The following is a 22,804-nucleotide window of genomic DNA, read 5'->3' on the forward strand; positions in this document are numbered from 1 at the left end:
CCAAACCCGACACTGTATATAAACACAGTATCAGGTATTAGCTAATTGATTTCAATGTTTGCGGTTATTTAACTTTTAAAATACCCACAATTGCGCAAATTGCGCCCCCGACCATACCGAGCCAAGCTTCAATTGGTGTATCACCACTAAAAGTACGGCTAATTTGCGCACTTGCAGAATCATAAACGTTATATCCCCATACGGCTAGCGCCACACCAATAACGATTAAAGCAATACCTATAATTTTTCCCATCGTGTTGTTCCTTATTGTTATTAATTTCTTTTTGATAACCTCAGTGTTGCACACATATTAAACGCCTGCAAAGCCTTAAGAAATAATCAAACTAAAGGTTATGTTTTGCCCACTTAACGACACCTGAAGTTCAGCATCAATTGCTTTACTTAACGATTTGGCAATAGATAAGCCTAACCCAAAGTTATCATTAGAGGTTCTGGCACTGTCTTTTTGCCAGAGTGGATCAAATAACTGGCTCAAATCGTCTTCTGTTAATGGGACTTTTAATTCATTTGTAACAGAGAGATACAACTTATCATCTTTACTCAATAGCGTGCTTACAGTCACGATGCTCTCATCGGGGCTGTATTGTTTTGCGTTATTTACAAGATTGGTGATAATTGATTCAAGGGCAAATAAGTTACTGACAACGGCAGGAATATCATCTTGAAACTCAAACTTAACCCGCTCTAAATCACACTTTTCTAAGGTGCGCAAAATAACCTGATTTAAATCACATGCATCTTGCTTTGGGAGTGCTTCATCACTGTACTTATGCAGTAGTAATAAGTTCGACACAATACTCTTTAAGCGCTGGCTAATTTTTAGCACTTCGGGTTTGAAGTCTTCCTCAAGCTCTTTTTCATTTGGAAAACGAATGGCCACTTCAGCCATATTTATAAGCTCAGCAATCGGCGTTTTTAACTCATGAGCAATATCTGAGGTTAAGCGTTTTTCTCGAAAATAAAGCTGGCGGTTTTCTTGGATAAAAGCATTTAAGCTATCAACAATGGGTTGCAACTCTTTGACAGGTTCTTCTATTGCGATTACAGCATTTTTATCAGCAATACTCAGCTGGCTAATATCCCGGTTTAGTTTATTCAGCGGCGCTAGAGAACTGTCGACTGATTTACGCACAAATAGACGAATGAATACAATTACCGACACAGTAGAAACAACAAAAATAACGTCGATTAGCCATAAAACAAAATCAACTTCTTCTGATGAAGCCGCATAAGCTAACGTGATGGGTTGTTGCAAAGAGGTGTTAACACCTTCAGTGAGGTCTTCATCATCATCTAGGTCTAAAGGCGGTATAAAGCGAGTATAAATAACCCGGCCATTTCGACCATCAGGTAACTCGATATTGATGATTTTTGTCTCGCCCAGTTTAATTTTTTCTAAAGGTAAGCTCTTTTGTGAGAAAAGATCCAAACTTTCTGAACGCGCGAACACGCCAGACTGCGACCAAAGTTGAAAATACTCAGTTTCTGTATTTCCAGAAAACTCAGGCATAAACAGCCCTGAAAAATCAAAATCAATTCCTTCTTCGTCAATATCAATCAATGACATAAGCATACCGGCTTTGGATTTCATACCACGATTAAATTCGTTATCAATCCAACTATCAACGGCGATATCAGTAGCAACTAAAATACTCAGCACTAGCCCCGTTATAGTAATCGATAATGTGGTTACTAACCTACTGCGAATTGACTTCATTATTTTCCTTGAATGATATAACCAAAACCACGCTTAGTTTGAATAGGTAGTTCACTACCTGCTGCCCTCACCTTTTTACGCGCTGAGGATAAATGCGCTTCAATAGAGTTTTTTGAAACTAGGTCATATTGCCCTGCAATATAAGTACTTAACTTTTCAGCAGTGATCACTTTATTTTGGTTACTAAACAAACACTCGACTATTTTATATTCGTTGGGGGTTAAATCGATTACAGTTTCATCAACTTGCAAGAGTTTTAATTGTAAATTTAAAGCCAAGTTATCGATGCGGATCACATCACTGATTGTTTTCAGGCCGCCGCGACGCATTAAATTTAATAACCTTGCGTGCAGCTCATCAAACGAAAATGGCTTGGTCAGGTAATCATCGGCCCCGGTGAGTAACCCTTTCACTCTGTCTTCTGGTTCTTGCTTGGCAGATAAAATTAGCACACGCACATCAAGCTGTTTTGCTCTTATGGTTTGTAATAACGTAATACCATCAATACTGGGTAACATAATATCGAGTATGATTAATTCGTACTCACCTGTCATTGCCATACTCAAACCTTCAGCACCATCGCCGGTTTCATCAATAGTAAAACCTAAGTTCTCAAGGCCAATTCGTAGACTACGTCTTAATGACACCGAGTCTTCTATAATCAACAATTTCATAAGTTACTCATTTAGGTAAAAACCGCTTTAGCGTCATCAGGTTACGCTTTTAATCTTAAGGTTCACTTAAGATTTACTGAAGTTTTTCTAGTTTAGAAAATATTAAGATTACCATCAGGGTTTCTTAAGTTTCGACTCCTAGTATTGCCGTAGTTTCGATTAAGTAAGTACGACTATGACAGCAAAACTCTCTGTTTTAAAACCTTTGTTCCGTTTTTCATTAATTTTAATGTCAGTTTTTATACTGTCGAGAATAGCCTTGCTTGTATGGCAACACCAAAGGTTAGCTGATGGCGATTGCCTTGCCGTTTTATTTGGCGGCTTAAGAGTCGACTTAAGTAGTTTAGGCTACTTGTCAGCCTTGGCTGTTTTGATGTTACTCGCTGATCTGCTTGTGCGAAGCAAAACCGCTTTTTTTCAGCATGTTTTTACTCTTTATAGCAGCATAGTTGTGACTTTAATCGTGGTTGTAGAGGCTTCGACTCCCGCGTTTATTACCCAATACGATGTACGACCAAATCGTTTATTTGTTGAATACCTAGACTACCCTCAAGAAGTCTTTTCTATGCTATTACATGGCCACCTGTTTGCCATGATAAGCCCTTTAATTATTGCAACGCTTAGCTGTGTCTTTGCGTACCGTTATATAAATACAGCATTTAGCAAACAGCAAAATGCTAAAACGGTTGGCCAAGTGGTGATACTGGTTACCACTTTATTAGTTTGCTTAATTAGCGCAAGGGGCACAGTAAGCCATCGCCCGTTAAACCCTGCATTAGTGTACTTTTCAAGTGACTCACTAGTTAACTCCTTAGCCCTTAATTCAACTTACAGTGTCGCCTTTGCTATTAAGAATATGGGCAATGAAAAAAATGCCAGTAGTTTATACGGTACTATGCCACGTGATGAGATTTTACAAACAGTAAAGCAAGCAGCCTATAAACAGCAGTTTATCACTGAGAGTATCCCTACCCTTGCCAACAACACACCTTTTAGCACAGGCAAGCAAAAGAATTTAGTGATCATTTTAGAAGAAAGCTTAGGCGCACGCTTTGTTGGTGAACTAGGTGGCATTGGAGTGACTCCTGAACTAGATAAGCTTTATCAACAAGGCTGGGGGTTTGATAACTTATATGCCACTGGTACACGCTCTGTTCGAGGGATTGAAGCGGTAACAACTGGGTTTACCCCGTCTCCTTCGCGCTCGGTGGTCAAACTTTCTAAATCTCAGCGTAACTTTTTCTCTCTTGCTGATGTATTAGCCCGCACAGGCTATACCACCCAGTTTATTTATGGCGGTGAAAGTCATTTCGATAATATGAAAAGCTTTTTCTTAGGCAATGGCTTTAGCGATATTGTCGATATTAATGACATGCAAAGCCCTGAGTTTATTTCGTCATGGGGAGCAAGCGACGAAGACTTGTTTAATCAAGCTGATAAAGAGTTGAGTGAGCTAAATAAATCAAGCAAACCATTTTTCAGCCTTGTGTTTACGTCAAGTAACCACGACCCATTCGATATTCCAGAGAGTAAAGTAACACTGCCTGAAGGCCACGACCCAGAAAACTACAAACGCGACCTAGCAATCAAATATGCTGACTATGCACTCGGTAAATTCATCGCAAAGGCAAAAACGCAAGATTACTGGCAAGACACCGTCTTTTTAGTGGTTGCAGATCATGATGTGCGCGTGTTTGGTTCAGAGCCTGTGCCGCTTAAATCTTTCCATATCCCTGCTGTGATCTTAAATAGTGAAATGGATGCAAAGCGCGATACTCGCTTAGTCAGCCAAATTGATTTACCTGTTACTTTGTTGTCGTTATTAGGCGTTGAGCAAGCAACCCCTATGCTTGGTTATGATTTAACGAAACAATACCCTGTTGAGCGCGCCATGATGCAGTACTACGACAACTTTGCTTACGTAGAAAATGGTCAAGCCGTGATCCTGATGCCAAACCAAAAAGTGAGCTATTGGCGCTATGACCCTACAAGTAAAACCCAAGTTGCCATCAATAACACAGGTAGCAGCGTTGAGCTTGCCAAAAAAGCCTTAGCGCACGTCTTATTTAGCAATTTAGCTTATACCGAACAGTTGTATCGCTTACCAAATAAATCGTAGCGATGAGGAATCATTATGATCATGCAAATTAAACAACTCCTTACTAAAAAATGGCACGTTAGCTACAGCCAATTTGTCTGGTTGGTGTCGTTGTACTTGGTGATTGCATTTAATGGCCTGTTTTTATTTAACACGCTTGAAGCAGCCAGCAAACCTGAACATGTCAATTGGTTATTTATAGCAAGCGTACCGTTTTTCTTATTAGCACTGACGGCAATGGTGTTAAGTTGGTTATCGTTAATCACCTTCGTAAAACCCGTGCTTTTAACAAGCATCGTGGTTTCATCATTGTTGTTTTATGCAACTTTAAATTACGGTGTTATCTTTGATAAAAGCATGCTGCAAAATATCTTAGAAACAAATTCAGGCGAAGCATTTTCATACCTTAATGAACAAGTTATTGCTTTTATTACTGTGCTAGGCGTACTGCCTGCTTACTTGTTTTCTCGCTTTAAAATTGTCGGAAACTTTCGTATTCGTCTTAAAAGCTTTGCATTTCTTAACGTTACAGCGTTTATTGCTGTAGCTGTTATTGCCGTTCCTTTTTATAAAGATTACGCCTCTGTAGGGCGTAATAATCGCCAATTAACCAGCTACATTACCCCTTTTGCATTTTATACTGCGGGCTATAAGTACCTGCGCGATAATTATTTTTATCCACCTTTACCATTTAAAGTCTTAGATAAAACACCATACCTATTAGCTAAGCAACAAAGTTCACTGACGATTATGGTGGTAGGTGAAACTGCCCGTGCAGCAAATTTCTCACTGCAAGGTTACGACAAGCCGACTAATCAATATACCCCTAAACTTGGCGTTAAATATTTCAGTGATGTAAGTTCATGTGGCACCGCAACGGCCATTTCAGTACCTTGCATGTTCTCGCGCTTAGACCGCAATCACTATGATTCGCGCATCGCGCAAAGCCAAGAAAATGCCCTAGATATCATTCAACGAAGTGGTGTAGAAGTAACGTGGATTGATAACAATAGCAGCTGTAAAGGGGTTTGCGCACGAGTAAACTCACAAACGGTAGAACCCACAAAGAGCAATCCACTTTGTGACGGACGTTATTGTTTTGATGAAGTATTGGTTGAAGCATTAGCTGCAAAGCTTGCCAAGAGTCATGCGAAGCACCAACTAATAGTGTTACATATGATAGGTTCACACGGGCCAACCTACTATCGTCGCTATCCAGAAAAATACACTAAATTTTTGCCGGACTGCCCACGTAGCGATATTCAAAATTGTAGCACTGAGCAACTGACAAACACGTATGACAATACCATTGCTTATACCGACCTAGTGCTGAGTAAGCTTATTAAATTACTGCAAAACAGTCCGGCGGATGACAAAGCTCTGCTGTATGTCTCTGACCATGGTGAATCACTGGGTGAAAAAGGCTTGTACTTACATGGCTTCCCATATGCATTAGCGCCTAAAGAGCAAACCCATGTGCCTATGCTATTTTGGAGTAATAAACTGGCCAATACCCGCTTTAATCAATGTATCGAACAGCAGCGTAACCATGCTTTTTCACACGATAACATTTTTGACACCCTACTTGGCTTAACTCATATACAAAGCACTGAATATCGCCCAGAGCAAGATATTTTTAATACTTGCTCAACACAAAGCTAACGAAATAGAGATTTCAAACTATGCAATTTGATAGCACTAACAAACCCATTGGCATTAAACGTATCCTCCTCGCATTCAAAAACTCCCAACGAGCATTCACGTGGTTGGCAAAGCATGAGTCTGCTTTTAAACAAGAGCTGATACTGTTGGTCCTTGCCATAGCAGTGGTTTTTGTCTGGCAGATCAGCCTGTATGAGAAAATAATGCTGCTTGCATCAGTGCTATTTGTGATGTTTGCTGAAGTCGTCAATACGGCAATTGAAGCCGCCATAGACCGAATAGGCCTTGAAATTCATCCATTATCAGGCCTAGCTAAAGACTTAGGATCCGCAGCCGTACTGATTGCTCTAACAATTTGTGTGTTGGTCTGGGGCGGCGTGTTTATTAATAACCTAAGTTAGCTTACTTTTTTATCATCAGGGGAGTCATTACAAAGTGCACAGTGGCGCCCTTTTGATGAATGATATAAACGGGTTGCAATAAAAATGGCTGTGGCAATAAAAGACCAAAGTAGCGCAAAACCTAACGCGCTGAGTGTCTCGTGACCTTTTAGAATTTCTATCATAAATAATAAAATAGACACCAGCGTAAAAACTTTAGCGGCTCTGATCACCCAGAATCTTGTACCCATAACTTACTCCTTTAGAAAAACTCCTTTGGAAGAATAAGTGTAGTGCAAAATAAGAAGAACATACTAATAACTTAAAACAGGCTCAGACAATATCTGTACATTATTTTTAAACACCTCTAACAGCCCTGATGGCGAGTGTTCAGTACCAAGCGCAGTAACATGACAAACGTAACGATAACCGTTGTTAGTAAAGGTATAAAAATGATTCCCTCCACTGCCATCAAAGCTTAATGTGCCCCCTGTGATCACCAGGCTTGGCTCATCTTGCATAGATTGATCCCTATTCCATGCCGCATAGCGGTATTGATGATCAGCCAGTTCATCAATACGAATTAAATGCTTTTTTGTTTGCCACGTTAATATCGGCTTTGTGAATTCACGCAGGCTTTTGTGCAATGCTTGTTTTTGCTCGTCAATTAGCGCTTCGCGTTGTGCTTTTTCTGTCTCTGATTCATAGGGCACAGCCCAAATAGAGCCATCAAAATCCAGCCACAGTTTACCTGAATCAAACATAATGCCGCGCCAGCCCATCATTTCCCAATCATGGCGAATATTTGAGTTAGCTATTTCTTCAACAAACTGTTTATCGAAAATTTGCTCAAATTTTTCTATAAACATTTGCTCGTTTTCAATAGCTTGCAACGGCGCTTTGCGCTTTAGCGGGTAATGGACTCTTTTAGCGATGGTCGCTTTATCACCGGCCTTAAACGCAGCAACCACAGGTTTGACAATACTTATGTGCTTTGTTGCGGCAGCTGTTGAAAATGAGATAAAGCAACCTAAGAAAATGACCGCAAAATACTTCATTGTGTTCACTTTTATGGTTAAAAATTTGATTATCCAAAGCGTAACAAATTTTTGTATTTGCAGTACAGGTGCTATTGGAATAACAACTCAATCTCATCACTTTGGTTACCGAGCCTATCAATAGCAATTACCTTAATTGCCTCTAATGGTCGTTGTCCTTCAGAGGCCGCAACAGAAATTACACTCTCCTCACTTGAGTAGATATGATATTGCCACTGCTGTGCATATTTTAGATAGACAAGTAACTGTGATACTTGCTCAGAATTAGAATGACTCCAAGTAAGCTGGATGTCTTCGCCAACATAATTCATATCAACATTAACAGCCGCTAAGTGCGGCGCAGCTATCCACGGAGTTTCTGGTATTAATGCTTGATGCTGATAAACGCCTTGTGCAATCACATCACTCATCAATTGGCTGCCATCAAGTGCTGCTACATTCCAAAACACTGTACCGGGTGATGTTGATAAAAAACCACGATTAATCATGATTTGATTCACGACTTCATCAACGCCGGTCTCATCAAATGAGCGTAACGCATTAATACCAGGCCACAGATGTCGTTCATGCGTATTCTGAGATTGCCACCAACTTAATAAGAGCGGGTAACTTTGTGCATACTGGTTTATTGGCCAATAAAGTTGCGGCGAAAAATAGTCAAGCCATCCTTCATTAAGCCAAAGCTTAGCATCAGCAAACAGCTTGTCATATTGATCCATCCCGCGAATAGTTTCAGGTTCACCAGGTCTATAGATACCAAATGGGCTTATGCCAACAAGTACATGAGGCTTCGATTGCTTTACTCGTTGATATAAGCGTTTAACGAACTGATTTACAGCTTCACGACGCCAATCACCTATCGAAAGTGCCCCGCCTTCAGCCACATATTGCCTGTATTGTTCAGCATCAGGAAAATCTTCATCGTTGTTGTAAGAAGGGTAAGGGTAAAAATAGTCATCGTAATGAATACCATCTAAATCATAGCTATCTACAAGTTCGGTTAATACATTTAATGTATGTGAAACCACGGCTTGTTCGGTTGGTAAAAACCAATAGGTCTCATTTTTGAGTTTTACTACCTTATCATTCATTTTTTCAACAACTGAGTGTTCTGAAATTGGGCCCCCTATATGATGATGAGCACGATAAGGGTTTATCCATGCATGCAACTTTAAACCTCGTTTATGTGCTTGCTCTATCCAAAATTTTAATGGGTCATAAAACGGCTCAGGCGCTTTACCTTGCTCACCAGAAAGGTAATAAGACCAAGGTTCGTAAGAGCTTTGATACAAACTATCGGCTTGCGGTCGAACCTGAAAAATAACCGTATTAAAGTTATGTTTTTGAAGTGAATTAAGAATTTGAATAGCTTGTTCTTTTTGCTCTATCACTGACAGCCCGGGCTCATTAGGCCAGTTAATATTGGCAACAGTAGCAACCCATGCCGCACGAAACTCCCTTGCAACATGATCTTGATGGATGTTACCTAACAACTGCTTTTCAGTATTAGACATCTCCTTTATTTGTACGAAACTGCACGCACTCAAAACAAAGCACATTATCAAAGAGAAAACGTTTTTAAAGTACATTGTATACCCCACAAAAAAGGCACAACAAAGACTTGCTGTGCCTACATGTATCAGATTCAAAAGGAAAAATTAAAACTTCATTTGTGCGCCAAGTAAGAAACGACGACCATAATCGTGTATCGCTAATGGGCGATTTGCATCTGACATGCCAGTGCTATTGCCCGACGTTGCTTCTTGCTCTTCATCTGTGAGGTTAATTGCTTGGAATACAAGGTTTAAATCTTCATTAACATTGTAACTAATATTAAGATCATATTGACCAAAACCATCTTTATATTGGTTCAAACCAAGATAGTTAGTGTAGAAATACTCTGAACGATAAGTATAAGAAACACGGGCACTAAAGGTTGTGTTTTCATAATATACTGTCGCGTTAAAGGTATCTTCTGAATTATTAGGTAAAACGGCTTCTTCACCCGCCTCTTTTTGCTCCGCAGTTTGTTTTAACTGTGCATCTGAATAGGTGTAGTTTGTCTGTACTCCAAAGCCGTAAGGGAGTTTCTGCGTGTAGTTAACTTCAAAACCTGAGTTCTCACCGCCTAAACCGTTCAGAGGCTGGGTCACTAAAAAGTCACGAACTTCTTCCACGCCTGTATCAGGATCTGTCCAGGCCCATTGTTTTTCTATAGTGGCATTGGTTATGTATGAGTCGATATCTTTATAAAAATAAGCAAACGATAAAATAGATGATTCATTAAAGTACCACTCAGCAGATAAGTCATATTGAGTCGCACGGTAAGGCTTCAGGTTCGGGTTACCCTCAGAGCCTTTACAGCCTGTAGCTGCAGCACAATAACCACTTTTGCGGGCAGATAAGAAGTCATAATCCGGGCGAGACATGACTTTTGCCGCAGCAAAACGCACAACCACATCATCTGTAAAGTCGTAGTTGATATTCACACTCGGCAAGATATCATCGTAGCTATTAGAGCTATTGATATCTTGAATATTTTCAGGTGCAAAGCTGCGCCCTGTGTATTCAACAGAACGAGAATCTAGCTCTGTTTTCACAGCTCGAACTCCAAAATTACCGCGCCACTTATTATGATCGAACACCGCTTTTACATACCCTGCGGTGACGGTTTCTTCTAAATCGAATGTGTAATCAAGGTGTTCATATGGCGCTGTAGAAGGTGTTGTTGATGATATCCAATCAGCATATTTTGAATTATCAAACTGCCATAAAATTGCATTATCTGTCGAATCGCTTGCGAACATGCCTAAGTTAAATTGTTCACCATCTGATGATACTTTTGGATAATTCGCTTTTATTAAACTTGCAGCTTTTGAATGCTCTCGGTACTTAACCCCAGCCTTGATTGCTTTGAAGAAGTCACCATCTAATAGATACTCAAAATCTAGCTGCCCGTAAACTTCCTTTGAGTCGTTGTATATGTCATTTTTATGGTTGTAGTCTAAGCGATAATCATCAGCGCTTAAATCAGCGTCTAATGTTACATCTGGCGTTCCATTGTCTAATGTAAATGATGCGCTTGTATTTGCGTAATATTCTGAGTAAACATCACTTACTTCACCATCAGCCTTGCTATAACCTAGCTGACCTGTAACAGTGTAATTGTCTGCTTTATATGTCACTTTTAAATCGTGCGCTTGAGTTTTAAACTCCCCCTCATAACCTGCATTGCCATAATATCCTAAATTATTATGGGCCGGCAGATCGCCCGAAATCAAAGTGCCATCAACAATGACTGGATTTTCTACATTTGCAATGTTTTGCAAAATAAAGCCGCTTGAGTATGTTCCGTATGACTCATGCTCAGATTTTGAATATAAGTTATTAAAAACAAAATCTACGTTGTCATTAGCTGCATATTGAAACGTCAAAGTTGCGGTATCTAAATCACTATCACTTGCGTATCGGTTATAGCCTACCGCGCCAGGGTAAAACTCTGCGTTGCCATCTTGATCTGCATCGGTACTGCGATAGCCGAATCGAACTTCTTTGCTATCACGTTGGGTCGCAGTTTCTTTATGAACAAATCCTAGATTAAAACCAAAATCTTGTGCTTCATTTTTCCACGAATACAAACCAGAAAGGTACGGTTTAGTTTCTTCAGCATTTTCAAAATGATAAGCCTTAACAGAGAGCGCTGCGTAATTCGCTTCACTATCGAGCGGTTTACGAGTTTTTACAACAACGGTACCACCTATAGAGCCCTCATCAATGTCTGCTTCTGCCGACTTATATACTTCAAGAGTATCTACTAATTCAGCTGGTAGCAGCGAGTAGTTAAACCCTCGTGAAGGACGCGTAATTGAAGCTGAAGCAGTTGCTGAAGCAACGTTTTGCCCGTTTAACAAGGTAATATTTAAATGCGGTGCAGTACCACGAATACTAACTCGGTCGCTTTCACCACCTAGGTCTTTTTCAACTTGTACACCCGGAATACGCTGTAGTGCATCAGCGACAGTTTGATCTGGAAATTTACCAATATCTTCAGCAGAAACGGCATCAACTACACTGTTTGAAAAGCGCTTCATATTAATGCTTTTCTCAACTGATGCAGCATAACTTCTTACTTCAATCTGCTCGATATCTTCTTTAGTTGCTTTTTTCTTTTCTGGCAGTTGATCAGCTGCATAAACAGATACTGATGTACTTAAAACTAAAGTAGGAATAAGTGCTTTTTTAACACCAGCCGCTAGCGCTGAGAATTTTTTATTCATGGAACTGTAACCTTATAGTTTTTGTAAAGTGAGAGATTTTGTGACTACAAACTACATAAATGCTCTTAAGAACAACAATTGGTAACAACTTTATTGTTACAATGCGGCTACAATATTAGTAATAAATTACAAAATCAAGATATTTTATTCTAAACAACACACTCAAGTTAAAATATTTAATTCTCAACTTTTAAGCGCTCACCACCTATAAAGAGATAAACTAAATACAATCAATACCTTGTTAGCAATGAAAAGAGAAGAAACAAAATCAAAGCTGCTTTTAAAGATTCATAGGCTGCCTTGATGTTTTAAAAACAGGGAATTAATTATTCCAAAACTAAATCAAACACAACATTGACACTTGCTCTGAAGGTAATCGATTCTTGTAAATACTTACCTTCTGGGACTGTATTAATACGTGAGCCCGTTACCATGATTCGTTCAATATTTGTGTTGCTGCCATAGCCAAAGTGACTACCTACCTGTTGTGATTGAATACTATACACCCGACCAAGTTTCGCTTCGAATGCGCTAGCAAGGCTACTTCCCTGCTGTTTGGCATTCTCAACTGCTTTATCAAGAGCGGCTTGCTCGTAATCTGAGGCTTTGCTTGATAAAAGTTGAATTTGCTCGATTTGATTGACACCCACTTTAAGCGCAAAGTTTAAAAAGCCATCCAAAAGGGAGAGTTGTTTAAGGCTGACTTTGACCTTGCGGGTAGCGCGAAAACCATCTTTAACTTGGTTATCGTTTTCGTCATAGCGCATGTTCGGCTCTACGAAAATTCGACCCGCAGAGATACTTTTTTCGTCTATTGAGAAATTATTTAAGCCCGCAAGGAGTTCATTTACTTGCGCATCTACTTGCTGCTTAGCCTGCACACTTTCAGCTTTAACAGCTTCAAACTCTAACGTGATATCTGCCCTATCAGGGGCTGTACGCACAACAGCCTCACCCTTAACAACAATATGGCGATTATCCGGCAGACTTGTTGCAGCCATCGCAGAGCTGGAACACAAAACCAGTGCTAACAAAGATTTAAGCATCATAACCTCTCCTTAGAAAAAGTTATGATGCCTTGCTAGGGTGTGAATGTATAGCAATGTATGCTGTTTTTAAGTGTAAATAGTTGCGAAGAAAGGAAATTAATTAATGAAAAGCTAACACGGCATATTATGACAAGTTGCTAAAATATGCCGTCTTTTTAAAGATTTGCTTAGTGAGCTAGTACGCTTAACCACTCATCTGGGTTTGCTAAAATGAACTCAAATATATCGTTATTATTTAAAGTTATGCGAATTCCATCTGCTGTGATTGGCAAAATACCCGCGCCTTTACCTGAACACTTACCAACGTTATTGATTTGTGCTCGTGAAAATGTGTATGGGCCTAAGCCTAGCTCTTTATTAAACGGTTCAAAAACAATGTCTTGTTCAGTAACTACAAGCTTACCATCCGCTTTTGCGACACCCGATTGAATAGTTGCTGCTGACTCTTTAACTGTGTGTGCGTGCATATCCTTTACTCCACTTAACATATGAGTGTTAGTCTACACTCAATGAAACCTTAAAATTGCGTACCAACTTAAGATACAGCAAGTACAAAAAAAGTACAGTAGAGTTAGTTAATTTAAAACATTATCTTTTAAAATAGTTATTGTTCACTGATCTGTAGTTTATTGTTAAATCGCACATAAACGATTGCTCCACCCTCAGTCTTTAGCTGATGTTTAAAACCGGCGACTGACGAGAAGTAACTACCAGCCTCAAGTTGTTTTGCTTCACTATGTTCAACAGATAGATAGTTAAGCTCGCCGCTGATCAAAACTGCGCGTAATGAACCTCTTTCACTTGTTAATTGCCCATTAAAATCTGCATCGAGTTTAACTAAAACACCTTGTTGATTTTGTTTTTGCCAAAGAGGGGTAAGGGTAACCTTTTTAGAGTCTAATGACGTTAACTCATCACTATTGAACCATACCATGTTGTCTGAATGAAGATTGAGTGAGTGCTCGCCATTATTAAACTGCGCCTTAGAAGGCTTAACCAAATAAGGCCCTTCATCGATTTCAAGGTATATGAGATTGGTCTCAGCCTTAGCAGCTGTTATGTGATTTTGCCCTGCAGGTTGCGTCCAAAATGACCCTGTTGCCATCCAATCCAATTCTGCATTTGGGTCATCATTATGCATCAGTCCTTTAATGACAATGCCACGGTATGAAATATTATGAATATGCGCAGGAGATGAAAAGCCCGGTTTAAAGCGCACTAGCATACCGGTTGCAGAATCTATTGTTCTGTCGCCCCATAAGTTTGCTGCGCCGGGGCTTTTGTCACCACGTAGAGGGTTTAAATATCCCCAGTTTACGGACTCTACGGGGACAAGTTCAGACTGGGGATTATCCAACCTTTTTTCATCAGCAGCGGCTGAAAATGCAGCAATAAGTACTACACTTGTTGTTAGTGATAATAGCTTTAACATATTAAATTTCCTCTAATAGCAAACCCAAGAGAAGTCTCTTGGGGTTACAAATCTTGTTATTAGCACAGTACTAATTTATTTCTTGTACCTTCATCACTAACTCCGGCCAATTACGCTGATTTTCTATGTCATGCTCAAGGCCTTGCTCATCGGCAATAGTGAAGCGCTTAATTGCAGGTGTTTTACTGGTTGCTTGATATAACCAATATGCTTCTGCTTTTAATGCCTCCGCAATTGGCTTATCAATTGATTCATATACCATTTGTTTGCATGCATTAATTGATTCAGCAGGAAACTGAGCAATTCGGTTTGCTAGCGTATCAACGTATTCATCAATCTCATCGGGGTTAAGCGCTTTATTAATGGTACCCATGCGCTCAGCCTCATCTGCATCAAAATCACGGGCACTCAAAATAATTTCTAAAGCACGACCTAAACCTGTCTGGCGAGCCATTCTTGAAGCACCGCCACCACAAGGTAAAATACCCATACCAACTTCCATTTGCATAAATTTAAACTTACCACGAGCTGCAAATCGCATATCAAGCGCTAGCGCTAGTTCATGGCCACCACCGCGTGCAAAACCTTCTAGTTTTGCTATTGTTGCCTGCGGCACTTTACTTAAGCGCTCACAAATTGATTGTAAGTCCAGCAGCTTCGCTTCATCGCGTGAAACAACTTCAACTGACATATCTTTCAATAGTTCAGTATCATAGTGGCAAACCCAAATTTCAGGGTTTGCTGATTGAAAAATAACAACTTTAGTGTTTTTATCTCGCTCTAAACGCATTGCTAAACTATTTAAATCAGCAAGCATTTCTTGGCCCTGAACATTAACTGGCCCAAAATCAAACGTAACAGTTAATACACCACCAGACTGAGTGGTCGTGAATGTTGTAAATCCTTCGTATTTCATAATTATCCCTAGTGTTTTTATTGGTTGCGGCTGTAAAAAAGCTATCGTAAAAATAAACTCTAAATTTTTACATCTAGACGAGTTAAAACTTCGTCCATCGCCATAATCAAAGTAGTATTTTTTGCTGTATCAAACGCATCTGGATGTGGGTTCGAAAATGCACCAATATCATTATCAAAATAACGGCCAGTCATACCTGTAAATTGGTCACTTAACGCAGCCTTAACTAAAATATCAGCCCCGATAGCCAAATTTTTTCCTTGTGAACCATATGCTTCCTTAACCATTTTGCTTCCTAAAAAAGAGGCTGGATTAACTGCCACTAAAGAAGGAGTATTGTCTGCCCATTGTTTTGCCAATTGTAGCGTCCACATAGTTAGCGCTAATTTACTTTGCGCATAAGCACTGCTATCAGACAATGCTTGCAAGCCTTTAAGTGCTGCAATACTAACCGGTGCTTGCGCCGCTGAAGATAGGTTCACTATGCGACTATTTTCATTCATAAGAGCAGATAAAGTTTTGGTCAAAATATAAGGCGCAATCGTGTTCACTAAAAAGCGTACATCTAGACCACCCTCGCCTAGGTTATTTGCTATTTTAAAAACGCCAGCATTATTGATCAGTACATCAATATGTGAATATTTAGCTTTGATCTGATTGGTTAATTCAACCACCCGTTTTAGCTCTGATAAGTCTGCTAAAAACGTATCAATTTTTGCACCGCTATAAAGCGCCTCTATCAACTCTTTTGCTTGTAAAAGCTTTTGCTGGCTACGACCATGAAGTAAAAGCGTATGACCTAATGAAGCAAGTTTTTTTGCCGTCTCTAGGCCAATGCCATCTGTAGCGCCTGTTAATAGAATTGTTTTAGGCATACATAATGATTCCTTTTAATAAGGGGTCAGTGAAGTTAGTCAAAGAAATAAATTCATCACTGCTATGCAGTTGATAAATACGGCTTACTTTCACATATGAAACTCTCCCCTTTAGTTGCATTTGTCATGTTTAGTTTTACAAATAAAGCTTAAGGCTTTGGATAAAACGAATAAATAACGTATAAAAAGAATCAGAATTCTGATTTTCGAGATAATTGATGGACACTAATTGCATTAAACTATTTGTGTTAGCGGCTGAGACACTCAACATTAGTGCTGCAGGCGAGCAGCTGGGCCTTACTCCATCTGTAGCAAGTGCCTGGTTAGCCAAATTAGAAATGCAAGTTGGAGCAGACCTATTCCACAGAACGACAAGGAAAGTAACTTTATCACTTGCTGGCATGGAGTTTTTACCTTATGCCAAAGAGATCCTTGCTCAACAAGAAGCCGCGCTTGCAACCTTAGGACAAGGTAACCTTAATATTAGCGGAACATTGAGGTTTGCTGCATCAAGTACGTTTGCGCAGCGCTTTATCATGCCTATTTTGCCAGAATTCCTAGACCGCTACCCAGATATAAACCTTGAACTCATGTTCTCAGATGGCCAAGTTAAATTAATTGAAGGAGGGTTTGATCTAGCACTGAGAAACCTCGCTGTGGAAGATAGTAGCTTGATTTGCAGACGCCTTGCCAAAGACACTCGGATATTGTGTGCCTCACCAGACTACTTGGCTCGTAATGGCACTCCGAGGAATCCTGAGGAGCTTATCCGACATCAATTATTAGTGTTTTTAAATACCAAACCCCGCAAGTTAATTACCCCTAATTGCAGCGATCATTTTAGTTTTCCACCTGAAAAAAGTAAGCCACGCATTTTGTGTGATGATGGCGCAAGTATGCGTATAGCAGCAAAAGCTGGCGTGGGTATCTGTATGAGTTCATTGTGGAATATTCATACTGAGCTAGAAGCAGGTTCTTTAATTCGAGTTTTACCTGATTATCAAATAAGTGATAACAGCGCTATCTGGCTTGTATACCCGAAATCAAATGTACTTACGGCTAAAGTAAGAGTTCTTATAGATTTCTTAGTCGAAAAAATAGGTAACTCGCCAGAGTGGGAAACGATAAATAAAAAATGATTACTCTATTATGAGCACCCTACACGATTTAATAGCAAAAACTAATACCTATGCGCTTAATTAGGTAGACTATTTTGAGGCAATAAAACCTCGTTGATAACAAAGCAAAAATTTCATTATTTAGTTATTTTCGGCAATTGCTCCCGCATTGCTCTCCCTTCTGTATCCATGCAGTCGAAAATCAGAAACTCTTAACACAGGTAGCAATAGCCTTACATAAAACATAATTAAGTATTATTAAATAATGATATAGGTAAAACTTAAGTAATAAAGTCACAGATTGTCTTTTTAAATGCTATGCTTAAAGTTACTAATTAGTAGGTACAAGACTCATGACTCAATCGCTAAAGAAAACTCAAACAAGGCTGAGAGTAAACGCGGTAATTGTGATTATATTAGTCATTCTGCTAACAGTGACTTCATTATTCTTTTACAAGCATGTTGATAACCAATGGCGTGATTATTCCAATACTGCAAGCAACGTTTATGTTTTACATGACACCTTGGTGCAAAGGTTAGGATATGGTGGCTTTATACACCACTTTAAAAATCTAATTTTAAGAAAAAATGTTGATCTTTACCTCCCTAGTATAAAAAAAGAAATTTACGAAATAAAAGTAATACTAGAAAAGCTAGAAGCTGTAGAAAATTACGACAAGCAAGCTCTCGGCGGTGTAAGAACGACCCTAGCTAATTATGAGGAAAAGCTTGATTTAGCGCTCAAAATGATTGAACAAGGCGCTTCTAGTGAAGCTATTGACGACATTGTAAAAGTTGATGATGCGAAAGCCCTTGCAGCCCTATCTGACTTTGAAAGCCACGTAAACACCATGCTTAAGAAAAAGAGTGTGGCGATAAATGAAAACTTTAAATTTGCATATACAGTTCATATTCTGACGATTGTACTTTTGGCTGGTATTTTGCTCTTTTACTTTAAAAAGCTATCCACCTCATATAAAGAGCAACAAGCTTTAACTGATCAAGCATTAGAAGGGGCAAGAATTAAATCAGAATTTCTTGCTAATATGAGTCATGAAATTAGAACCCCCTTAAATGGCATTATGGGTTTACTACAAATCCTGCAACCTAATATTCAAAAGCCCCAAAACATAGAAATTGTCTCAAAAGCTCTTTTTTCATGCCGATCATTACTTACTATTATTAATGATATTTTAGACTTTTCTAAAATGGAAGCGAACGAGCTTACAATCGAAAATGTTAACTTTTCTTTGATAAAAATAGTTGAATCTATAAATTCTGATTTTTTACCTATCTGTAACGAAAAGTCTATCGAGCTAAACATTGATATAGACAAAAATGTCGAAAATATATGGATTGGTGATCCTGTTCGTATTAGGCAAATAATTTTAAACCTAGTTTCTAACGCTGTGAAATTCACAGAGCAAGGTGGTATACAAGTTATTGTAAAGAAAAAAGTAAAAAACTTAATCCCAGGTATCGAGTTACAAGTATTAGACACAGGAATAGGTATGAGTGAAGAAGGTTTGGCAAATCTTTTTCAACGCTTTCAACAGGCTGATAATAGTATTACACGCCGCTTTGGCGGCACAGGCCTTGGCATGTCAATAACAACAAACTTAATTAAACGGATGGGAGGTACTATAGACGTTGATAGTAAATTAGGCGAAGGCACACGCTTTACCATATTTTTACCGCTAGAAATAGCAGAGCAGCAGCAAATCATAGAAAGCCCCCATATAACTGATGTTCCCAATCTTGAAGGTAAAACAGTTCTAATTGCTGAAGATAACCCACTTAATACTATGGTCATTCAATCCTTAATGGCCGAAACAAATGCCAATGTTCAGTTTGCCAAAGATGGTCTAGAGGCTATAGATTTATTTAAAAAAATAAACCCTATGCTCGTCCTGATGGATATCCAAATGCCAAAAATGGGGGGGATTGAAGCCTGTGCACACATTCGAGCATTAAACCCTACGACTCCGGTAATCGCGTTAACAGCAAATGTCATGAAAGAAAATATTATTGAATACAAGAACTGTGGTTTTTACTGCCATGTTGGTAAGCCCGTTGAAAAACATCTACTCTTTGAAGCCTTAAATAATGCCATTTCACAGCACAGCCAAAACTTATCTGATTAATAAAAACGGCCCCATAATTAGAGAACATGACTCCAGCACTAACAGTTTAAATCCCAACAGCTAGTGTCTGAGAAATGATAAAAAGACACCCATGTTTAAAGATAATTAATCACCTACTTTAGAGAGGACTAGAGACATCACGTAATTAGACACCCACTTTTGGTAAAATTAGCATATCAATTGCATTTGACTTAGCGAAAAAGATCGCTCATAGTCGAAAAAATCATCAATACACATAAAATCTAATAATAAACACATCTAATTTGCTTGTAATGAAACTATATAGAGGAAGCTTGCAATGCCTTTCCTCAACAAAACCAAGCTTTAACAAATTAGAGAGTAGCAATTTATTATAAAATGCTATGCAAATGTGGGGGGTGCATTATGAATCGCAAGTCAAAATTAATTTATCGTATTATGTTAGCCTCAAAAGTTAACAACTCTAATAAAGAAATTTCTATTGATAACCTAAAACAGAACTGCTGTCTTTCTGAAACCGAACTACTCAACATACTAAAAGAGCTAGAAATAAAGAAACTTATATGTTGGGATTCTAGCAAGTCAACATTTATGATTTCGAGTTAACTTACTAGTTTTTAAAGTATAATCAACCTAAGATTACTTGCGAAACAAATTGTCAATTGTTTAACAAAAAAGTGAATAAACTACTTTCTGTTTCTCACTCTTTAGAATTACAGCTAAGCTTATAGTGTTCAACTCATGGAGGAGAAGAGCATGGCAACCCCTCGTAGAAACTTAATTAGCGTTTCAAACACGCCTTACTATCACTGTATTTCACGCTGCGTTCGTCGCGCTTATTTGTGCGGGCAAGACCCACTAACAGGTCGTTCGTATGAACACCGGCGCGATTGGGTTGAAAAGAAACTACTTCAACTTGGTCGTATATTTTGTATTGATGTTTGTGCTTACGCAGTTATGAGTAACCATACTCATCTAGTACTTCATATTGATATAGCAAAAGCAAATCGTTTGAATAATAAAGCGATTCTGATTAGATGGCACAAGTTATATAAAAGTACATTCCTTTGCCAACAATTCTTAAATGGCGAATTGCTAACACAAACCGAGCTCGCTGCGGTTAATGCCAGAGTAAATTTATATCGAGAGAGGCTCAGTAGCATCAGTTGGTTTATGCGCGTTCTTAATGAGAGTGTTGCTCGAAAAGCAAATCAAGAAGATGACTGTAAAGGACGCTTTTGGGAAGGTCGCTTTAAATCACAAGCTTTACTTGATGAAGCAGCTCTTGCAGCTTGCCTTGCTTATGTAGATTTAAACCCTGTAAGAGCGAAAGCGGCTGATTTACCTGAGCAATCTGACTACACCAGTATTAAATCTAGAATTAATGCAGCTCAAAATAATAAGCAACCGAAATCACTTATGCGCTTTGCAGGTAAACCACGTAAACATATGCCTAAGGGACTACCATTTGAGCTCAAGACATATCTGCAACTCGTCGATTGGACTGGCCGCTCAATACGAGAAGATAAACCTGGGAAAATCCCAGAAAATGCGTTACCAATACTTGAAAGACTAGATATTTGTAGTGACAACTGGCTTACACTCACCACTTCCTTTACTCGCTCGTTTAAAAATACGGCTGGTAAAGAGCAAGCAATCACAGCTTACACAAATCACATGAAACGAAAACGAAGAAGCTCTATTAGCACTAGTCGTGCACTATTTACCTAAACCGAAACTCGAAAATGTTTAAAGTAGCCTGCATTTGGACTAAATTTGCCCAAATCAGGCGCTAATCAGACAATGTCTACAGAATCACCTAAACATTACATTTATCTGTAAATTAATTTATAACGACTAAGCAAGCCGGCTTTAAAATTAGTTATTAAAATACCTACAAAAGTGGGTGTCCGAATAACTTTATTACCTGTACCTAACCAGCTGTGTCATCTTCAATCAAATCATCAACATTGAGCCTGAATTTATATTGTTTAACTTGGGTGTCTAGTTAACCTTTTTTGGGTGCCTAGATAACCTTAAAGTGGATGTCTAGATAACTTAAGAAATAAAAAGCTCAAAGAAAGTTAGATTAATACAAGAATAAAAGATTGGTTCTAAAAAAATTTAAAAGGAATTTAAATGAAATAAGTCACCCAAATAGAATTTTGGGTGGCAGTCTTACCAGCCGCATCTCGGCACACACGTCACACGCTGTGGCTGCTCCCTTCCGGGCCTGACCAGGTTCACCTGCTAGTGTTGCGAGAGGACCAATAAGACTACCATTGAGGGCCTTGTTTGGCGCGGGAGGGATTATCTCTACTTTTAGCCTGTTATTCAAGGGATATTCGAAAAAGAAAGTGCGATTGCATACTTGGTATACAATCGCACTGTCATTAAGGGGGTTATCGCTTACTTTTCAAGTTCAGCTTTAATGTTGCGCAGCGCAGCTTTCACTTTCTTCATATTTTCTGGGCCCATACGCAGCAATTGTTTTTGCGCATCGGGTAAGTTTTCCCACTCAGAGTAAGCATATTGATACGTAACTGAGTTACGAACGAGTGGCATATCACCTTTTGGCTCTGGCGTATCAAGCAGTACATCAATCGCCTCTTCTAACGTGCCTGTGAATGCATCACCTTCGTAACCAATTTCTGCATAAGCTTCACTGATAAGGGGTTTATATTCATCATACATACGAATAACTTGAGCAGCGCTAAGGCTGGTAAATAATTTTACGTACGGCGTATAGCGCTCATAGCTATTTGGGTCGATTGTTAAGATATCGCCCTCAATAACTTTAAACGACTCTTTAGGGCGTTCTACAGGTGCATGGCTAACTGCCACTTTACCTTTTGCGATGTTATCAACGTACACAACACCACGGCGAATAAGATCATCAGTCACCATTAAGCTCATCACTTGGTCGCTTAGTAACTCATCCATACGAGCAACAACCACTTCATCGCTTTCATTTAACGTTGGTAGTGGCTCAACTTCTGGAACTGGCTCTGGAGTGCGCTCTGGTGCAGTATCTACAACAACGGGCTCAGGCTCTGTCACTTCAGGTTCTGGGTCAGGCTCTGGCTCTTGATACTCAACAACTGGCGCTTGTTCGCTAACAATATCTTCAACAACTTGCACTGGTTTATCTTCAGGCTTCAATAAAATAAACGCTGCCACACCCGCAACAAGGATAAGCACAACCACCGCAAAAATCAGGTTGTTATTTGATGAACCCTTTTGTACTTCAGGTTCTGACGAATGCTCTGACATAGACACTCCCTTAAAAATAAAACAGATAAAAATACGAAAAAACCATTTAGCCTTGAGCTAATCTTTGCTTCTTCTAGCTTAAAGACTTACAGTTGATAAATAAAGTAAAGACGCACAACTATTTAAATGCA

At 39.1% G+C, this 22,804-nt stretch carries 19 protein-coding genes and 1 other RNA gene; 6 read left to right on the top strand and 14 right to left on the bottom strand.

Annotation, left to right across the window (positions count from 1 at the left end):
* Positions 1 to 64: 64 nt before the first annotated feature.
* The 3 genes from IMPJCBKJ_RS18455 to IMPJCBKJ_RS18465 all read right to left on the bottom strand — a co-directional run bounded on the left by IMPJCBKJ_RS18455 (position 65) and on the right by IMPJCBKJ_RS18465 (position 2,412).
* Positions 65 to 253 carry a DUF3185 family protein gene (locus IMPJCBKJ_RS18455; protein WP_054553751.1) on the bottom strand — a complete coding sequence of 63 codons (189 nt, stop codon included), beginning with the start codon at positions 251 to 253 and terminating at the stop codon, positions 65 to 67.
* 75 nt (positions 254 to 328) lie between these two features.
* On the bottom strand, positions 329 to 1,738 hold the full coding sequence (locus IMPJCBKJ_RS18460; protein WP_138600014.1) for an ATP-binding protein: 1,410 nt from the start codon (positions 1,736 to 1,738) through the stop codon (positions 329 to 331).
* On the bottom strand, positions 1,738 to 2,412 hold the full coding sequence (locus IMPJCBKJ_RS18465; protein ID WP_138600015.1) for a response regulator transcription factor: 675 nt from the start codon (positions 2,410 to 2,412) through the stop codon (positions 1,738 to 1,740). The genes IMPJCBKJ_RS18460 and IMPJCBKJ_RS18465 overlap by 1 nt, the downstream gene beginning before the upstream one ends.
* Before the next feature lie 175 nt (positions 2,413 to 2,587).
* Between IMPJCBKJ_RS18465 and IMPJCBKJ_RS18470 the strand changes: the two genes are divergently transcribed.
* The 3 genes from IMPJCBKJ_RS18470 to IMPJCBKJ_RS18480 are packed head-to-tail and all read left to right on the top strand — an operon-like array spanning position 2,588 to position 6,573.
* On the top strand, positions 2,588 to 4,531 hold the full coding sequence (locus IMPJCBKJ_RS18470) for an LTA synthase family protein (RefSeq protein WP_166341516.1): 1,944 nt from the start codon (positions 2,588 to 2,590) through the stop codon (positions 4,529 to 4,531).
* A 15-nt stretch (positions 4,532 to 4,546) separates the two neighbouring features.
* The gene (locus IMPJCBKJ_RS18475; protein ID WP_240921061.1) at positions 4,547 to 6,172 is read left to right on the top strand and encodes a phosphoethanolamine--lipid A transferase; all 1,626 of its coding nucleotides are present in this window, start codon (positions 4,547 to 4,549) and stop codon (positions 6,170 to 6,172) included.
* A 20-nt stretch (positions 6,173 to 6,192) separates the two neighbouring features.
* Positions 6,193 to 6,573: a diacylglycerol kinase gene (locus IMPJCBKJ_RS18480; RefSeq protein WP_166341518.1), complete on the top strand. Its 381-nt coding sequence runs from the start codon at positions 6,193 to 6,195 to the stop codon at positions 6,571 to 6,573.
* On the opposite strand, the gene IMPJCBKJ_RS18485 is transcribed toward IMPJCBKJ_RS18480, so the two are convergent.
* From IMPJCBKJ_RS18485 to IMPJCBKJ_RS18525, 9 genes are all read right to left on the bottom strand, one after another.
* On the bottom strand, positions 6,570 to 6,803 hold the full coding sequence (locus tag IMPJCBKJ_RS18485; RefSeq protein WP_166341520.1) for a hypothetical protein: 234 nt from the start codon (positions 6,801 to 6,803) through the stop codon (positions 6,570 to 6,572). The genes IMPJCBKJ_RS18480 and IMPJCBKJ_RS18485 overlap by 4 nt on opposite strands.
* Before the next feature lie 63 nt (positions 6,804 to 6,866).
* A complete protein-coding gene (locus tag IMPJCBKJ_RS18490; protein WP_166341522.1) occupies positions 6,867 to 7,610 on the bottom strand; it encodes a hypothetical protein in 744 nt (247 codons plus the stop codon).
* A 71-nt stretch (positions 7,611 to 7,681) separates the two neighbouring features.
* Positions 7,682 to 9,124, bottom strand: a complete 1,443-nt coding sequence (locus IMPJCBKJ_RS18495) for a family 10 glycosylhydrolase (RefSeq protein WP_228482663.1) — start codon at positions 9,122 to 9,124, stop codon at positions 7,682 to 7,684.
* A 144-nt stretch (positions 9,125 to 9,268) separates the two neighbouring features.
* Positions 9,269 to 11,887, bottom strand: coding sequence for a TonB-dependent receptor (locus IMPJCBKJ_RS18500; RefSeq protein ID WP_054553759.1), 2,619 nt, complete (start codon positions 11,885 to 11,887; stop codon positions 9,269 to 9,271).
* A gap of 326 nt (positions 11,888 to 12,213) precedes the next feature.
* The gene (locus IMPJCBKJ_RS18505) at positions 12,214 to 12,936 is read right to left on the bottom strand and encodes an SIMPL domain-containing protein (protein ID WP_166341526.1); all 723 of its coding nucleotides are present in this window, start codon (positions 12,934 to 12,936) and stop codon (positions 12,214 to 12,216) included.
* A gap of 167 nt (positions 12,937 to 13,103) precedes the next feature.
* The gene (locus IMPJCBKJ_RS18510; protein ID WP_054553761.1) at positions 13,104 to 13,403 is read right to left on the bottom strand and encodes a hypothetical protein; all 300 of its coding nucleotides are present in this window, start codon (positions 13,401 to 13,403) and stop codon (positions 13,104 to 13,106) included.
* A 137-nt stretch (positions 13,404 to 13,540) separates the two neighbouring features.
* Positions 13,541 to 14,368 (bottom strand): DUF4437 domain-containing protein, encoded by an 828-nt coding sequence (locus tag IMPJCBKJ_RS18515; RefSeq protein ID WP_166341528.1) that lies wholly within the window; start codon positions 14,366 to 14,368, stop codon positions 13,541 to 13,543.
* A 70-nt stretch (positions 14,369 to 14,438) separates the two neighbouring features.
* On the bottom strand, positions 14,439 to 15,284 hold the full coding sequence (locus tag IMPJCBKJ_RS18520) for an enoyl-CoA hydratase/isomerase family protein (protein WP_138600022.1): 846 nt from the start codon (positions 15,282 to 15,284) through the stop codon (positions 14,439 to 14,441).
* Between the two features lie 59 nt (positions 15,285 to 15,343).
* On the bottom strand, positions 15,344 to 16,159 hold the full coding sequence (locus IMPJCBKJ_RS18525) for an SDR family NAD(P)-dependent oxidoreductase (protein WP_166341530.1): 816 nt from the start codon (positions 16,157 to 16,159) through the stop codon (positions 15,344 to 15,346).
* Between the two features lie 218 nt (positions 16,160 to 16,377).
* On the opposite strand from IMPJCBKJ_RS18525, the gene IMPJCBKJ_RS18530 reads away from it, so the two are divergent.
* The 3 genes from IMPJCBKJ_RS18530 to IMPJCBKJ_RS18540 all read left to right on the top strand — a co-directional run bounded on the left by IMPJCBKJ_RS18530 (position 16,378) and on the right by IMPJCBKJ_RS18540 (position 21,131).
* Positions 16,378 to 17,298: a LysR family transcriptional regulator gene (locus IMPJCBKJ_RS18530; RefSeq protein WP_166341532.1), complete on the top strand. Its 921-nt coding sequence runs from the start codon at positions 16,378 to 16,380 to the stop codon at positions 17,296 to 17,298.
* A 332-nt stretch (positions 17,299 to 17,630) separates the two neighbouring features.
* Positions 17,631 to 19,421 carry an ATP-binding protein gene (locus tag IMPJCBKJ_RS18535; protein ID WP_166341534.1) on the top strand — a complete coding sequence of 597 codons (1,791 nt, stop codon included), beginning with the start codon at positions 17,631 to 17,633 and terminating at the stop codon, positions 19,419 to 19,421.
* A gap of 735 nt (positions 19,422 to 20,156) precedes the next feature.
* Positions 20,157 to 21,131, top strand: a complete 975-nt coding sequence (locus IMPJCBKJ_RS18540; RefSeq protein WP_166341536.1) for a transposase — start codon at positions 20,157 to 20,159, stop codon at positions 21,129 to 21,131.
* A gap of 445 nt (positions 21,132 to 21,576) precedes the next feature.
* Here the strand turns inward: IMPJCBKJ_RS18540 and ffs are convergent.
* An RNA gene (gene ffs, locus IMPJCBKJ_RS18545) (signal recognition particle sRNA small type) lies at positions 21,577 to 21,673 on the bottom strand.
* Between the two features lie 136 nt (positions 21,674 to 21,809).
* Entirely contained in the window at positions 21,810 to 22,673 is an 864-nt protein-coding gene (locus IMPJCBKJ_RS18550; protein ID WP_166341538.1) for a DUF3014 domain-containing protein, read from the bottom strand.
* Positions 22,674 to 22,804 lie beyond the last annotated feature (131 nt).

The organism is Pseudoalteromonas sp. MB47 (assembly GCF_011319765.1).
GTDB lineage: Bacteria > Pseudomonadota > Gammaproteobacteria > Enterobacterales > Alteromonadaceae > Pseudoalteromonas > Pseudoalteromonas simplex.

Bases quoted from the DNA above. Each gene is read 5' to 3' on its own strand.
- IMPJCBKJ_RS18525 (WP_166341530.1), bottom strand. From the start codon at position 16,159: ATGCCTAAAACAATTCTATTAACAGGCGCTACAGATGGCATTGGCCTA.
- IMPJCBKJ_RS18550 (WP_166341538.1), bottom strand. From the start codon at position 22,673: ATGTCAGAGCATTCGTCAGAACCTGAAGTACAAAAGGGTTCATCAAAT.
- IMPJCBKJ_RS18505 (WP_166341526.1), bottom strand. From the start codon at position 12,936: ATGATGCTTAAATCTTTGTTAGCACTGGTTTTGTGTTCCAGCTCTGCG.
- IMPJCBKJ_RS18455 (WP_054553751.1), bottom strand. From the start codon at position 253: ATGGGAAAAATTATAGGTATTGCTTTAATCGTTATTGGTGTGGCGCTA.
- IMPJCBKJ_RS18495 (WP_228482663.1), bottom strand. From the start codon at position 9,124: ATGTCTAATACTGAAAAGCAGTTGTTAGGTAACATCCATCAAGATCAT.
- IMPJCBKJ_RS18485 (WP_166341520.1), bottom strand. From the start codon at position 6,803: ATGGGTACAAGATTCTGGGTGATCAGAGCCGCTAAAGTTTTTACGCTG.
- IMPJCBKJ_RS18535 (WP_166341534.1), top strand. From the start codon at position 17,631: ATGACTCAATCGCTAAAGAAAACTCAAACAAGGCTGAGAGTAAACGCG.
- IMPJCBKJ_RS18475 (WP_240921061.1), top strand. From the start codon at position 4,547: ATGATCATGCAAATTAAACAACTCCTTACTAAAAAATGGCACGTTAGC.
- IMPJCBKJ_RS18515 (WP_166341528.1), bottom strand. From the start codon at position 14,368: ATGTTAAAGCTATTATCACTAACAACAAGTGTAGTACTTATTGCTGCA.
- IMPJCBKJ_RS18480 (WP_166341518.1), top strand. From the start codon at position 6,193: ATGCAATTTGATAGCACTAACAAACCCATTGGCATTAAACGTATCCTC.
- IMPJCBKJ_RS18540 (WP_166341536.1), top strand. From the start codon at position 20,157: ATGGCAACCCCTCGTAGAAACTTAATTAGCGTTTCAAACACGCCTTAC.
- IMPJCBKJ_RS18490 (WP_166341522.1), bottom strand. From the start codon at position 7,610: ATGAAGTATTTTGCGGTCATTTTCTTAGGTTGCTTTATCTCATTTTCA.
- IMPJCBKJ_RS18530 (WP_166341532.1), top strand. From the start codon at position 16,378: ATGGACACTAATTGCATTAAACTATTTGTGTTAGCGGCTGAGACACTC.
- IMPJCBKJ_RS18465 (WP_138600015.1), bottom strand. From the start codon at position 2,412: ATGAAATTGTTGATTATAGAAGACTCGGTGTCATTAAGACGTAGTCTA.
- IMPJCBKJ_RS18470 (WP_166341516.1), top strand. From the start codon at position 2,588: ATGACAGCAAAACTCTCTGTTTTAAAACCTTTGTTCCGTTTTTCATTA.
- IMPJCBKJ_RS18460 (WP_138600014.1), bottom strand. From the start codon at position 1,738: ATGAAGTCAATTCGCAGTAGGTTAGTAACCACATTATCGATTACTATA.
- IMPJCBKJ_RS18520 (WP_138600022.1), bottom strand. From the start codon at position 15,284: ATGAAATACGAAGGATTTACAACATTCACGACCACTCAGTCTGGTGGT.
- IMPJCBKJ_RS18500 (WP_054553759.1), bottom strand. From the start codon at position 11,887: ATGAATAAAAAATTCTCAGCGCTAGCGGCTGGTGTTAAAAAAGCACTT.
- IMPJCBKJ_RS18510 (WP_054553761.1), bottom strand. From the start codon at position 13,403: ATGCACGCACACACAGTTAAAGAGTCAGCAGCAACTATTCAATCGGGT.